Annotated in this window: 15 protein-coding genes; 4 read left to right on the top strand and 11 right to left on the bottom strand. The window is 42.8% G+C overall.

Annotated elements, in window-relative coordinates:
* Positions 1–31: 31 nt before the first annotated feature.
* Positions 32–1,054: an ABC transporter substrate-binding protein gene (locus MHH25_RS12265; protein ID WP_100528760.1), complete on the bottom strand. Its 1,023-nt coding sequence runs from the start codon at positions 1,052–1,054 to the stop codon at positions 32–34.
* Between the two features lie 243 nt (positions 1,055–1,297).
* Here MHH25_RS12265 and MHH25_RS12260 point away from each other — a divergent pair, with 243 nt between their 5' ends.
* The 3 genes from MHH25_RS12260 to MHH25_RS12250 are packed head-to-tail and all read left to right on the top strand — an operon-like array spanning position 1,298 to position 5,662.
* Positions 1,298–3,109, top strand: a complete 1,812-nt coding sequence (locus MHH25_RS12260) for a sensor histidine kinase (RefSeq protein ID WP_047842576.1) — start codon at positions 1,298–1,300, stop codon at positions 3,107–3,109.
* 5 nt (positions 3,110–3,114) lie between these two features.
* Positions 3,115–4,704, top strand: coding sequence for a response regulator (locus MHH25_RS12255; RefSeq protein ID WP_340020492.1), 1,590 nt, complete (start codon positions 3,115–3,117; stop codon positions 4,702–4,704).
* Positions 4,697–5,662, top strand: a complete 966-nt coding sequence (locus MHH25_RS12250) for a substrate-binding domain-containing protein (protein WP_340020074.1) — start codon at positions 4,697–4,699, stop codon at positions 5,660–5,662. The genes MHH25_RS12255 and MHH25_RS12250 overlap by 8 nt, the downstream gene beginning before the upstream one ends.
* Before the next feature lie 134 nt (positions 5,663–5,796).
* Here the strand turns inward: MHH25_RS12250 and MHH25_RS12245 are convergent, their stop codons facing one another.
* From MHH25_RS12245 to MHH25_RS12220, 6 genes are all read right to left on the bottom strand, one after another.
* Entirely contained in the window at positions 5,797–6,321 is a 525-nt protein-coding gene (locus MHH25_RS12245) for a GNAT family protein (protein ID WP_340020073.1), read from the bottom strand.
* A gap of 37 nt (positions 6,322–6,358) precedes the next feature.
* A complete protein-coding gene (locus MHH25_RS12240; RefSeq protein ID WP_340020072.1) occupies positions 6,359–6,682 on the bottom strand; it encodes a hypothetical protein in 324 nt (107 codons plus the stop codon).
* Between the two features lie 45 nt (positions 6,683–6,727).
* On the bottom strand, positions 6,728–7,174 hold the full coding sequence (locus tag MHH25_RS12235) for a GNAT family N-acetyltransferase (RefSeq protein WP_340020071.1): 447 nt from the start codon (positions 7,172–7,174) through the stop codon (positions 6,728–6,730).
* 183 nt (positions 7,175–7,357) lie between these two features.
* Positions 7,358–8,296: a hypothetical protein gene (locus MHH25_RS12230; RefSeq protein WP_340020070.1), complete on the bottom strand. Its 939-nt coding sequence runs from the start codon at positions 8,294–8,296 to the stop codon at positions 7,358–7,360.
* A 15-nt stretch (positions 8,297–8,311) separates the two neighbouring features.
* The gene (locus tag MHH25_RS12225; protein ID WP_340020069.1) at positions 8,312–9,157 is read right to left on the bottom strand and encodes a methyltransferase domain-containing protein; all 846 of its coding nucleotides are present in this window, start codon (positions 9,155–9,157) and stop codon (positions 8,312–8,314) included.
* 44 nt (positions 9,158–9,201) lie between these two features.
* Entirely contained in the window at positions 9,202–9,978 is a 777-nt protein-coding gene (locus tag MHH25_RS12220; protein WP_340020068.1) for an rRNA adenine N-6-methyltransferase family protein, read from the bottom strand.
* A gap of 157 nt (positions 9,979–10,135) precedes the next feature.
* On the opposite strand from MHH25_RS12220, the gene MHH25_RS12215 reads away from it, so the two are divergent.
* Positions 10,136–10,585 (top strand): DUF1569 domain-containing protein, encoded by a 450-nt coding sequence (locus MHH25_RS12215; RefSeq protein WP_340020067.1) that lies wholly within the window; start codon positions 10,136–10,138, stop codon positions 10,583–10,585.
* A gap of 107 nt (positions 10,586–10,692) precedes the next feature.
* Here MHH25_RS12215 and MHH25_RS12210 read toward each other — a convergent pair whose 3' ends face one another.
* From MHH25_RS12210 to MHH25_RS12195, 4 genes are all read right to left on the bottom strand, one after another.
* Complete coding sequence (locus MHH25_RS12210; RefSeq protein WP_340020066.1) at positions 10,693–11,274, bottom strand: HAD-IA family hydrolase; 582 nt, start codon at positions 11,272–11,274, stop codon at positions 10,693–10,695.
* 47 nt (positions 11,275–11,321) lie between these two features.
* Positions 11,322–12,257 (bottom strand): acetamidase/formamidase family protein, encoded by a 936-nt coding sequence (locus MHH25_RS12205; RefSeq protein WP_340020491.1) that lies wholly within the window; start codon positions 12,255–12,257, stop codon positions 11,322–11,324.
* 89 nt (positions 12,258–12,346) lie between these two features.
* Entirely contained in the window at positions 12,347–12,823 is a 477-nt protein-coding gene (locus MHH25_RS12200) for a DUF5662 family protein (protein WP_047842568.1), read from the bottom strand.
* A 17-nt stretch (positions 12,824–12,840) separates the two neighbouring features.
* Positions 12,841–13,350, bottom strand: coding sequence for an AAA family ATPase (locus tag MHH25_RS12195; protein WP_340020065.1), 510 nt, complete (start codon positions 13,348–13,350; stop codon positions 12,841–12,843).
* Positions 13,351–13,377: the final 27 nt, after the last annotated feature.

The following is a 13,377-nucleotide window of genomic DNA, read 5'->3' as shown; positions in this document are numbered from 1 at the left end:
AATGACTTTTCGGTGTTATACGAATCTGCTTTTAATATTCACGTGATGGCAATGCTTCTTTGGCTTGCTCCGATGTGAAGGTCGTCTCATCCGTAACGATTCGGGGTTCGATATCTTTCCCGTCCACTACCGATTGAACCGCTTCCATTAATTGAGGTCCTAACAACGGATTACATTCAACGATAAAGTTGATTTTGCCATCAGCAGCAGCCTGCATACCATCCTTCACGGCATCCACAGAGATAATGGTAATATCTACGCCTGGTTTCAATCCTGCCGCTTCAATGGCCTGAATTGCCCCAAGTGCCATATCGTCATTATGTGCATAGAGAACATCTATTTTTTTATGTGCTTTGAGGAAAGCTTGCATGACTTCTTTGCCTTTGGCACGTGTAAAGTCACCCGATTGTGAAGCAATCACTTTAAGCTTCGAATTGGAAGCAATTAATTCCATAAAGCCCTCTTGACGGTCATTCGCTGGTGCGGAGCCTGTTGTACCCTGCAGCTCAACGATATTGATCTCGTCTTGTGTGTCCTTGTATTGGTCACTAAGCCACTGACCTGCTTTGCGTCCTTCTTCTACAAAGTCGGAGCCAATAAAGGTTTTGTAGAGGGTTTTATCCGGCGAATCCACAGCACGGTCCGTCAAAATGACGGGAATGCCTGCATCCTTCGCTTCCTTCAATACGGTATCCCAACCGGATTCTACAACAGGGGAAAAAGCAATCACCGTCACCTTCTGCTGTATGAAGGATCGCAAAGCTTTAATTTGATTTTCCTGCTTCTGCTGCGCATCGGAGAATTTCAAATCATAACCCGCTTCTTTGGCTGAATCCTGAATCGACTTGGTATTCGCCGAACGCCAGCCACTCTCCGCACCAACCTGCGAAAAACCAAGCGTAATTGTTTTGGCGCTGGCAGGTGTACTGCCATTCCCACTCGTTGAAGTTTCATTATCGGAGCCTGCTCCTCCATTGGTACTGCTACATGCCGTGCTGACCAGCATCACCATAGCCAATGTTATGGCAAGTCCCCACTTTTTTTTGGTTCGCATGTTGTGATCCTCCCTTTTTTCGTTTCACCTTGTGGTGTGACCACATTATAGAACGCTTTCATTCCGAGCTTATATGGAGTCTCATACTTTATTTATGTAATAATTTAGTAATTTCAAAAAATGGAGTTTAAAAAGTGTAATTTCTTTGTTTAATTGTGTAGTATTTAGCGATTCTCTTACATATTAGAAAATCATGTTATACTAATGATACATTTTTGATCCCTTCAGATGGAGTGGAATACGTTGAAACTCATTCAATGGATTGCTTCAAGCCTCAGGCTTAAATTACTCAGCATGTTTATTATCCTCAGTTCAGTGCCACTGATCGTGGTTGGATTGATTTCTTACCACAAATCCTATACGGTCGTATCCAATCATAATAAGGCCTCGACACAGCTGGTTGCCGACCAGCTTGCCAGGAACATTGACATCTTGTTTGAGGATACGGAACGGCTGCTCGAACTGGGCAAGAACCCGCAAGTGCTTCAATACTTGTATTCTCAATCGGAGTCCTACCCAGAAGCCAAAGCCATCCTTCAGACATACAATCTTTATCGGGAAACCTACAAGTATGACAAGGTACTTAATATCTCGTTCGTGAATTTCTATGGAAAAGGCATAAGTGAACGAAAAGGCGTGTTCAAGCTGGAACGAAATCCGCTGCGTAACCCGTACTTCAAGTATCTGATACAGTATCCGGATGCCATTCTGCGCATCCCTCATTCTGCAGCCTATGCCGAATATAACAGGCTGGATGGGTTTGCTTACCCCAAACAGAATGCGCTTTCAATTATAACCACGGTCAAAGAGCGAATTACGCATGAGGTCATCGGGTTCATAGTAATTGATTTGAATGATTCATTCATTGATGATTTTTTGACGAATACCCCCATTAAGGATTCCGGTTTTTTCTATATTAGTGATCAATACGGAAATACACTCTTTAGGCCAGATGTCACCCCTGCATCCATAACCATGATGGATCAGATCCGATCGGTCCCTTTACATCTACAGCACGACAGCTTTATCCTGTCTGCAGGATCCAAACCCCAGTTTGTTGTATACAGCACCTCAAAACAGACCGGATGGAAAATGATCGGGGTAGCTCCTTATCAGGAAATCATTGCAGAGGCCAATAGCATTCGCCAATTGATCATCATTACGGTTTTGTTAAGTGCTTTCTTTGCGATATCGTTATATTTTTTCCTGAATAATCGACTGATTCTTCCCATCCGGATTCTGATGAACAAGATGCGTAAAGCTGCAAACGGTTACTTGGAAGCCAAAGTCACACCACACGGCTCGGACGAAATTGCTGATCTGGGCAAAAGCTTCAACGTGATGCTGGATAAACTCAAAATGCTAATCGAAAAGAGCATTCGAGAGAATGAACAGGTGAAAATAGCTGAACTACGTACGCTGCAAGCTCAGATCAACCCTCATTTCCTGTATAACACGTTGGAATCTATTCTATGGATGGCTGAAGCAGAGAAAAAAGAAAATGTAATCAAACTTGTGCAGGCCCTCTCGAAGTTCTTTCGTTTGAGTCTGAACAAAGGATTCGACTGGGTATCCATTCAAACCGAGCTTGAACATGCGCGAAGTTACTTGGTTATTCAACAGATGAGGTACCACGATATTCTCACTTACGAGATCAGCGTTGATCGTGAGCTTCAGGATTATCCCATTTTGAAGATGACGCTGCAGCCCCTGATTGAAAACGCGCTCTACCATGGGATCAAGAACAAACGCGGTCAAGGGCTGATATCCATACACGGATATGTAGAGGACAATAGCATCATTCTCACCGTACAGGACAACGGAATTGGCATGTCTGCGGATCGATTGGCACAATTACGTGAAGAGCTGGAGAAGCCGGCCGGTTCCCGTTCACCCCAAGATGCCGAGCAGGAAGGCGGATTCGGTCTGCTCAATGTACATCACCGGATTCGACTCTATTTCGGACCAGCTTATGGCGTTGAAATGGAAAGTACCTATATGGAAGGCAGCACATTTATGATTCGTATCCCCAAAAGCAAGGAGGTTAACCGTTGAAAAAGGTGATGATTGTGGATGACGAAATTGGAATTCGGGAGAATATACGGAGCTGCATCGATTGGGAAAAGGAAGGTTTTCACTATTGCGGGGATGCACCCGACGGCGAGCTTGCGTTACCTTTAATTCATGAATGGGCTCCGGATATTCTGATTACGGATATCAAAATGCCATTTATGAACGGATTGGAACTGACCTCCATCGTTCGCACTCAACAACCTGATATCAAAATCATTATCATGAGCGGTCATGATGAATTCAGTTATGCCCAGGAGGCTATCCGACTTGGTGTGACCGAGTACTGTCTAAAGCCCATTAGCGCAGTAGAGCTAATCCAAATGCTTCATAAGGTCAGCAAACAAATGGATGAAGAACATCAACGCATGACAAACCGGACGATCACCAAAGAAAAACTGCTGGCCGATCTGTGCGGAGGACTCATCGGTACAACTGATGCGATTGAATCAGCTAAACAACTCTCACTTCCTCTCTCGGCCAGGTATTATACAATTGTCATTATCGACGTTAGATTAACAGATGATTCCCGGGACCCGGAATCCCTGATGAAGAAGCTGCTTCCCATACTGGAGGAAACTCGTGATCCCCACGTTGAACTTCTTCCTTATATTCGAAGCCGGACCGAGTTGGTGCTTCTGCTCAAGTACCACTCCGATGACAACATATCCGTATATCTGGAGCAGCTTCGCGGGCGGATTCGTATGGAACTTGAGCATACGTTCAATTGTAATATTATTCTGGGCATTGGCAGTCAGCAGGAGCGTCTGCAAGGAATTCATGTCTCTTATCTGGAAGCGGAGGAGGATAAATATATTAATCGACTCACCCTTCAGAACAGAGCTTCTCTACGTGAAATTAACCTGGATGAGCAGACGACTCTTTTTCTCGACAGGAATTCGTTTCTTGAATTTCTCAAAATCGGCAGCCCCAATCTGCGTGACCATTTTGTGCAGGAGTTTGCCGCTCCATTACAGTCCTTCGACTGGAAGTCCTCATCGTATGGCTTCTATCTGTTGAATGATCTTACGCTGGAGTCGTTTCGGCTCGCGAATCAGTTGTTCCGCATGAGTGACCATTCGGATAAGAACATTACTTCCCTGCAACAGACGATTCGGAAGATTACGTGCTGGGAGGATTGTACCCAATATCTGTGTTCCCTGCTTAATCTGTTATGGCAGAGAAGAGCAGCATGCTCCGGAAAATACAGTGATGTCATTGATCAGGTGAAAGCTTATGTATCCCGTGAATACAATAACGAACAGGTCTCGTTGAAGATGATTTCTGCACACGTCAGAATCAGTCCAAGTCATCTAAGCAAGATTTTCAGTCAGGAAACTGGTCAAACGATAACGGAGTATCTAACCCAGATTCGAATCGGTAAAGCCAAGGAGCTGTTGAAAACAACCAGCAACAAAACCTTTGAGATTGCTTACAAAGTTGGTTACAATGACTCTCACTATTTTTCTAATATATTCAAGAAAACAACAGGTTTTACGCCAAGAGAATACCGAACTCAAGGAACCGAGGAATCGCAGGCCAGACCATCAGATATGAGAAAAGAGTCAATGTATGAATAAAGCCAGATTTGCACTTTTACTTACACTAAGCCTTCTGTTCCCGATGATCATTTCATCCGGTTCGGCACACATTCGCCCACAGCAGATGGCTGCAACACTTCCTGCGACTTCACCTGTAGAGAAATTTGCAGCGAGCAAAACTTTCGGTATTATTTATCCAATGACGTATCCAACCTATGAGATGATCACGAAGGATGCAACGGAGTATGCAGGGAAACATAATATCACGTTAATTGTAAACGCACCTGATGAAGCCAATACCGAACAACAGATCCGTATCATGGAGAATATGATTAAACAGCATGTGGACGGGATAGCTATATCTCCTGTGGATGCTGCTGCACTTACACCCGTTATTGATGCAGCCCAAGCTGCAGGTATTCCTGTCATTACATTTGAGTCAGATGTCCCATCCAGTCATCGAATCGCTTATGTGGGCGCCGATAACTATCGCACTGGCCAGCAGTTCGCGATGACGACTACAAGACTTCTGCATAATCAAGGCATGATTCTTGTCGAGAATGGTTTGGAGGAGATGCAAGGTTTGCAGCAGCGGCTTAATGGATTCATTGATTATATCCGCAGTGAAACAGACATCGAAATCTTGGAAGTTCGTTATCATCAAGGGAATGAAGATCAAGCCATGTCCGATATGGAGAACATGATTCAAGCTCACCCTCACTTCAATGCAATTATCGGGCTCGATTTTGTTTCTGTCTCTGCTTCTACCCTGATCTGGAAAGCAAAAGGCCTTAACCGGCATTTAATCGCGTTCGGTGACAGCCCGACCAGTGAAAACGGGTTGCTTAACGGTCAATTGTCTGCCGTTATTTCGCAGAATGAAGGAGTCTGGGGTGCCAAAATGATGGAGACCCTGTTACTCGCCAGCGACGGTGTGCCTGTGAAGGAATTTATTGATACGGGGATCATTGAAATAAACCAGAAAGAAAGTAATTAAGGGGATGTCCTCCTGTCATTCTGATGACAGGAGGACATCCCCACTTAAATTTTAATACACGTAGTTATTACATCCGTTCATCGAAGTGTTTCTCAAGAAAGATGACTCTCAAGTATGATGTTCCTTTTGAGAAGTCATTTTTTCCATTCGTTTTCTAATATGCTCATCTCGATAAGATTCCAGAATGTATCTTCATATCTTCTCGCATCACGAATAAGTCCTTCTTGTACAAAGCCCGCTTTTTCATAACATCGGATGGCTGAGACATTAAAATCAAATACGCCCAGACTGATCCGGTGCAACTTCTCCTCTTCAAATCCAATTCGAAGTGCCTCATCGATCATTTGCTTCCCATAACCTTTACCCTGATACGGCTTACCAAGAAGCACCTTACCGATACGCCCTGAACGATTATATCGATCGATACCGCCAAGAGCAATATGACCTACGATCTCCTGAGTCGATTCATCTATCACTTTATAAATGAACTTATTTGAAGTGTTCTTATCATTGGCACCCTGCAAATAATCCGATAGTTGCTCTCTGGAAAGTGGATATTGGAACTGAGGGCCGGCCCACTGGAGCAAAAATGCTTCATCCCCACTCCATTCGATCAGTTGATCAAAATCTTCCGGTTCAAAGTATTGGAATGTAATCATGTATATCCGCCCTTTCTTTTTTATGTCATATCATAACCTATTTCAGTTCTCTTGTGTCTTCATAATTATGAGTTTCATCAAACGCTCTGTTTCTTAAATTCATTTCATGAATGTAGTTTCTGACAACATTCATTGTACTAATTAAACAGATAACTCCACCCAAAATACATATCGCGCCTATCCAATAATTCAGTGCAAAATTCACTTGATAAGCACTCGAATCATAACTGCCAGCTGCTGCTGACTGGAATGCTGTATACCCTAGCTTGGGAATTACCTCTTCAATCATTTTCGAGATTGTAATAATCACAATTCCTAACATGATAAAGAGTAATGAGAAAATAATGTGTACACGCTTCAAAGACAAATTACCTCCTTTACAATCCAAATCGCTTGTGATTTGGCACTACTTGCATCTTAGAAGCCGAACAACTTCTCCATCGATCAGCCCTTCACTTACGCTGTGAAAACCAAGTGATTCATACAGATTTCCGGCGATACCATTTTCCGGCCTGTGTCCAATCATGATGCGTTTGCAATTCTGCGATTCTTTCATTAGATCAATTAACTTCCTCAATGCTTCTCTTCCATAACCTCTGCCCTGATATTTTGTATCTATCATTAGAGCAAGAAGCCAGTAGTTATCCTCATGATCGGGCTTATCTGAGTACACAGCAAAACCAACCAGATCCGAATCATAATAGATGGCCATGGGTCGAAAATCGGTCACGACCTTGGATTCAGCAATCCAATATACAACTGGCGCGGGAAAACTTTTTCTCTGCTCTTCAGTTACATCCAGTTGGGTGCAAGCATACCAATTATCCACCGACACACGTTTTAAATGAATCATAAATTGAAATTCCTCCTAGTGAAAATTACACAGAGGAATCCCTCGGAACCCTTCCCCTGGGTCCTCTGCGCTAGACAAAAACACCTCTGGCAACTTCATTTCTTCTACTCGGATTTGTAATGTTTCTCATATCACATCACTCCTTTCATGTTGTTGTGCAGGCCTCTTGCGACTTAAATCACCTCATGCTAAACCTTTGATCTCTAATAATTTAGGAGTATGTTTCACAAGGTCCGCTATTTCATAAGATGCATTAGCTACTAATGCATCTTTAACTGCCTTAGCCCCTCTTGTCTTCCAGATCGAATATATACATTTGGAAAAACCATATGCATTCACGTGGTGACCCCGTTCCTGTATCTGCATAAACAATTTAACACTTTCCTCATACCTTTCGATATCCGTTAAAATACAGGCCAAATTGTTTAACGCAATGTTGATATCTCTCTGCGAATTTCTGGAGGCATTAATATCCTCCCAGCTGCCTACCACTTCATCTTTTCTTGAAATGCTCAGTGCTCCATCATTGATTTCATCAATCCAGTCCATCGTTTCGTTCAAAAGAGCTTCGACTCCCGCAACCTCCCCGGCATGATACAGATAGGCCAGACGCTGTTTGTTATATGTAATCCGGGCAAAAAGAATATTGTACCATGTCTCATCTTCTTGTATGAGCTGGTTCATATTTTCAAGCACACTGTCCATTTCACTGTATCTCTCCAAAACCCAAAGCGAACCACCCAATGCCCGATGGCTCTCGAATCGAACACCTCGGTTGGTATCCAACTTCGGAGCATGATCACAAGCATATTGGTACCAATCCATCCAATGGTCAAAGTAGTTTCCCAGAGATAATGACAACGTTTGTGTTGAATCCGAAACGATCCAGTGTAACTGCTCCGGAGCGAGATTTTCTTTCCCCCATTCGAAGAATGCCCGGTGATTGGCATAAAGCAGTTCCGGCTCTCTTAACAAGGCATAACCGTCGGAAACATTCCAGTAGACCCAGCCTTGTTCATGGACAGACAATTTCCTGGATTGTTCGAAGTTTTTCAGTAACTCAATCATACCCTGATGATCCCCTCGAACTACTAATTCCTGAAAAGATTGAACGATATTCATCCCCATTCTCCGTCCCTAATTAGTTTCAACCCAGCATGTCAATGGCTTCGTGCCGCAAGCTGTAATGAAATTCATCATGGCATAGGCTTCCGGCGAATGATTTATCGCTTCAGAAGCTTGTTGCAGCTGAGCAAATTCCTCCGAACTGATCACACCTTTTTCAGCAAAATGTACAAAACGATTAAGATTAAACTGGTGCTTAAAGCCTTCTATGCCTAACAGATCACTATGTTGAAGGACAGAATCAATGTCGACATCGATGTATCCGTTCTCAGAAAGGAGACGCGGCAGACTTCTACCAATTAAACGATTACCGCCGTGTTGTGCCACATAGTCCGAAATTTTCATTAATACCGTATGCAAAGCAGGAACATCAGGATTCACTGCTCCAAAAACGCCGTCATCCACATCAATAATAGCAAGACGGCCGCCAGGCTTCAGTACACGATATATCTCTTTTGCAGCTTCCTCAGGATTGTTCAAGTGTAGAAAGATAAGTCTTGCCACGACAAAATCAAAAGAATCATCCGGCAGATCCATCTGGTAGATGGAAGACTCTACAAATTGTAATCGCTTGGAAGGAATATCTTTCAGCCGTTCTTTGGCTTGTGCTTGCAGTGAACGATCAATCTCAAGCGAGGTAAGCTCGCTGTCCGGCAGACTGTTCAATAGTTGCTCTGTAATGTAACCTGGTCCGCTTCCGACCTCCAATACACGCATTCCATTTTTCAAACCATACCATTCTAGATTTCGGAATTCTTTGGACCACCCCATTACCGCCTGTATCTTTAACCTCTCTAATTCCTCTTGTAAACTTAACACTGCCGTTTGGATACTGTATGTTGAACGCGGATCACTCATATATTCTCTCCTGTTCTTAAGTAGAATAATAAAAACATATATTCTTAGACCTTTTTCTTCCCTAGAAAAAGCGCAACCTTATGTTGTTTCTCTATCGTTCCACCTGCAGCATCAATGGAATGTTTGATTCGCTCTAGAAGTGAACGCCGAACATCAATAGAAAGCTGCTGATGTTTGGAGTTGGTATTTAATAAAGCGACATATTCTTCGCTGGAGCAAGTCTGTATCCAGTTATACTCCTTAACCTCAATATCCGTGAACAAGCCGGATTTTTCTGTTATTTCTTTACGCTCTTGGATAACTTCATCTGGCGAAGGATAGTGCGAATCATCGAGATGAGGGGATAATGCTGTGTAGTGGGAACGAATTTCATTGTGCAGCTGGTCATAGACCGGTACATGAATCGTCCAGAAAAGTCCAATGCCGCCTGTATTCTCTAGCAATTCCCAAGCCCGGTGGTAACCGACCTCCGGATCAATGAAGTGAAAGGCCGTTCCTGACACAATCAATTGAAATAGCTTTCCTTCGTTATTCCACTCCTCAAAGGAAGTGTTGATTACTTGAATCGATGGATATGACTTGAATTTGTCTGCGGTGAACTGTGCCAAGTTGCTGCCTAATTCAATACACGTGATGTTTGTATAGTCCTTGCTCACCAATCCGCCAGTGGCCTGCCCCGTTCCGCAGCCAATCTCAAGAATGGAATCCTCTTTACTAAGATTCAGGTATGTAAAAATATCATCAAACATTTCACTCGGATAGACGGGTCTATATCGTTCATATTCATTTGCTACGAGATTAAACGTTTCCTTATTTTCCAAGTTCGCATCCTCCGATTTCAATTGTGGTTTTCCCATAATACATTGACTAAACTTACCATATCTTATTATTCTTGATAGTAAGAGGATAAACCTTTCAATAGGAGAATGATGATAGTTTAAGTCCAAATTTTATATCCTAGAGGACTGAGGTGTTCTTGTGAAAAGTATATTTGATACGATGAATGCTGCTGAAATTACAGAGCGCATGGCTCAACTTAGTGAAAAATCCATCCCTGAATGGGGCACGATGCAGGTCTCTCAAATGCTGGCTCACTGTTCAGCATTTCATGATATCCCCTTAGGAAATGCTTTTCCACCTAGAGGATTACTTGGGAGACTTATAGGACGGTTCGCAAAACCAATGTTTTATAATGACAAGCCCTTGCCCCACAATATGTCTACGATCCCCACAATCATTATTGATGACCAACGACAGTTTATGGAAGAAAAAGAAAAGCTTGAGCAGCAGATTAATATCTTTCAACAAGGTGCTTCAGAAAAATTCTCCCGCCACCCCCATCCCTTCTTCGGAAAATTAACAGTCGAGCAATGGGGTAAAGGCATATATAAGCATTTAGATCATCATTTAAAGCAATTTGGAGTTTAGCGGTTATGCACGGTGTGCCAGTTATGCATGCTGTTCTATTACTCTCTTTCATTGACTGACGAGTTCAGCAGGTAATATCCGGAACTGATTGGTTTCTGGATTACATTCTAAATTAGCAATGACTCAACTTCATTAACCCAATCTCCTTCTTCGTCAGCCAGTAAAGTCTCCCAGCCAAGTAACTTAGCCGAATGTAAATTCTTCTCTTGATCATCTATAAATAGAACCTCTTCTCCAGCTGCCAGGAAGGTTTCAACCCGTTGGTATATTTCAATCTCAGGTTTGCATAAACCCACTTGATTAGAAATGGTTACACTTTTGGTAAATGAGCTTAAACGGCTCAGATTCGGCTCAATCCATTCCTTACAATGATTGCTGAGTAGATGGATATCTGCGAACTCACTCCATCGCTCAAGGTATTGAGCGGCTGGTAAGGGAACAATTGAATTGTATAAGATGTCCTTCGCTCGGCTTATCGATAATTCGGGATACATCTCCTTCAACGATTGCCAGAACTCTTCTTCCCTCATCATTCCTGTCCAGAGCTTTCGTTTGATTCCTGCAAAATGTACTTTCAAAGATTCTGCCGATAGGTTGGTTTCCTCACTCATATCTTTCCAGCACGTCAACGACATATTACTTAACAAAACCCCTGCGATATCTAAAACGATCTGTGGTCTGCCTTTCATTTTATCGACCCCCGAGTTCAACTAATACGACGTATAACAGACCCAAGTTACTTAAAAGCGTCATGTGGAAGGACAGCATGCACACCCTTAACGCCATTCACAATTTGGGTGATACGCAGGTCAATTACCGCGCTTCCAAGTGCGATCGCTTCCACTCGATCTAGTCCGTACATCTCACCCATAAGATTGAGCATCCCGTCTAATGCTTGAACCGTAGCCTCATTCAGATCTTCATGAAACCCGAAGGTAATCCAGCCGGATGGCGTATGTGCACGAGGATTGGTCAAAATCATATCATCAATCACATTAAGCGTGACATCCACCACTTCCATCGGACATTCAATGGCCTGACAGCTGACTTCACCGTCTCCCTGCCGTGCATGACCATCACCAATCGCGAGATAACCTCCGTCTACGGGGATAGGTAAATATAATTTACTTCCCTGCACCAGTTCCTTGCAGTCGATGTTTCCTCCGCAATAGCGAGGTGGCCAAGTCGTATGAATTCCACCTGACTCTGGCGGCATGCCCACTACACCTATAAACGGCGAGAGAGATACAGTGAAGGACTTTCCTTTTATTTCACAGGTTCCATTCATCGTTTGGCGATCAAGTGTCCAGCTCAACGACAGTTCTTCAACCTCTGTTAGATGTAACTTCTGGTTCTGCCAGTTCGGATATCCGCCAGCGGAAGTAAACCCGTAACTCCCGGGTACGATCTCATTGAAAATAATCTCCAACGTCTGTCCTTGCTTCGCCTCATCGATATAGATCGGACCGATTAAGGCATGACCTCCATCTTTTTCACCTTGACGATCAAAAGGTTTCATGCGTTCCACATAACTCACACCTGTTCCCCAGCCCGCATCTAGCGTCTGAAAACGAATGGAATCACCAGATTTCACGCTCAAAATGGGGGTTACCTCATTGGTAAATGAACCGATCAGATTTTCCTGAGTTAATTCAATCGTATGAATGGTCATCATAACCTCCACAGTTTCGGAATTCAGCTTTTTGCTTAATTATCACGGTATCGAGTATCTTTATTAGCAATAACGATCCGCTTCCATGATCATATGAACTTCTCATCCTTTCTAATAAATAACTGTTCAAGCTCTTCTCTCGTCACTGGATGTAAAATAATATCTTGTGAATTTATCATTCGTTCTACCAGATTAGAATCTTTCACTTTACGTCCCCATTTTCTTGAAAAAGACCTCCAATCACATACCATTTCTATCAAATATTTCGTAGGCATGGGCAGAGCTTCTTTTGTATTCCTATTTACAATCCAATACTCCCAATGATGTTTGTTATGATTTTGGTGATGTAGCCATGCATTCTTCCATCTTAGATGGGTGTCTTCATCCTTCTGTTCTGAATAAAAATGAATTGCATAGGGAATAAATTCTTGCGGAAAGAACTTGGATATATCATGAATTAAACCTTGCACATACAGACCTTCTTGCCAACATTCGATCAGCACGTTCAATTTATGCTCAACAACATATAGAAAATACCTCCAGTATGCGGAACGAATGGTCACCATCTCCCATAACGTTGTGTTTAGAACAGCGCTGCAATAATCTTCTCTGCACATTCTTCCGGTGTGTTCATACTTGTATCAATCGAATAGCTATAGTTGATGTGTTTAGCCATAATTTGATGTTGCTCATCCGATTGCTCTTCTCTGCGATCACCACGCTCAATGTTACGCTGACGACAGATATCGAGAGGACAGTGCAGTTCAACGATATCCAGTGGATACCCTTCAAAAATCTGTTTGACTTGTTCATAATGCGGCGCGAGCTCCGGTCTTTCCACAAGAATGCCATCAATCAGAACATGCTTGCCATGGTCTGAAAATACTTTTGCCGTATGATACATCATTACTATCGCTTCACTCAGATACTTCCAGTAATCCGTCTGAAGATGTTTATCACCAATCGTATTTTCAAATAAATCATTAGCCACAACATAGAAAAACGGATCATCGTATGATTGCATCGCCTCTACAATTGAAGTTTTACCAGAGCTGGTTACACCGTTCAAAAATATAATTTTGCCTTTTTCCATGATAGTCATCTTCCTTTGCTTAAGTAT

It is taken from the genome of Paenibacillus sp. FSL H3-0457 (assembly GCF_037981725.1).
Lineage (GTDB): Bacteria > Bacillota > Bacilli > Paenibacillales > Paenibacillaceae > Paenibacillus > Paenibacillus amylolyticus.
This window is presented reverse-complemented; position numbering and strand designations above follow the sequence as displayed.

Bases quoted from the DNA above. Each gene is read 5' to 3' on its own strand.
- MHH25_RS12265 (WP_100528760.1), bottom strand. From the start codon at position 1,054: ATGCGAACCAAAAAAAAGTGGGGACTTGCCATAACATTGGCTATGGTG.
- MHH25_RS12250 (WP_340020074.1), top strand. From the start codon at position 4,697: ATGAATAAAGCCAGATTTGCACTTTTACTTACACTAAGCCTTCTGTTC.
- MHH25_RS12245 (WP_340020073.1), bottom strand. From the start codon at position 6,321: ATGATTACATTCCAATACTTTGAACCGGAAGATTTTGATCAACTGATC.
- MHH25_RS12235 (WP_340020071.1), bottom strand. From the start codon at position 7,174: ATGATTCATTTAAAACGTGTGTCGGTGGATAATTGGTATGCTTGCACC.
- MHH25_RS12230 (WP_340020070.1), bottom strand. From the start codon at position 8,296: ATGAATATCGTTCAATCTTTTCAGGAATTAGTAGTTCGAGGGGATCAT.
- MHH25_RS12225 (WP_340020069.1), bottom strand. From the start codon at position 9,157: ATGAGTGATCCGCGTTCAACATACAGTATCCAAACGGCAGTGTTAAGT.
- MHH25_RS12210 (WP_340020066.1), bottom strand. From the start codon at position 11,274: ATGAAAGGCAGACCACAGATCGTTTTAGATATCGCAGGGGTTTTGTTA.
- MHH25_RS12205 (WP_340020491.1), bottom strand. From the start codon at position 12,257: ATGACCATTCATACGATTGAATTAACTCAGGAAAATCTGATCGGTTCA.
- MHH25_RS12200 (WP_047842568.1), bottom strand. From the start codon at position 12,823: ATGGTGACCATTCGTTCCGCATACTGGAGGTATTTTCTATATGTTGTT.
- MHH25_RS12195 (WP_340020065.1), bottom strand. From the start codon at position 13,350: ATGGAAAAAGGCAAAATTATATTTTTGAACGGTGTAACCAGCTCTGGT.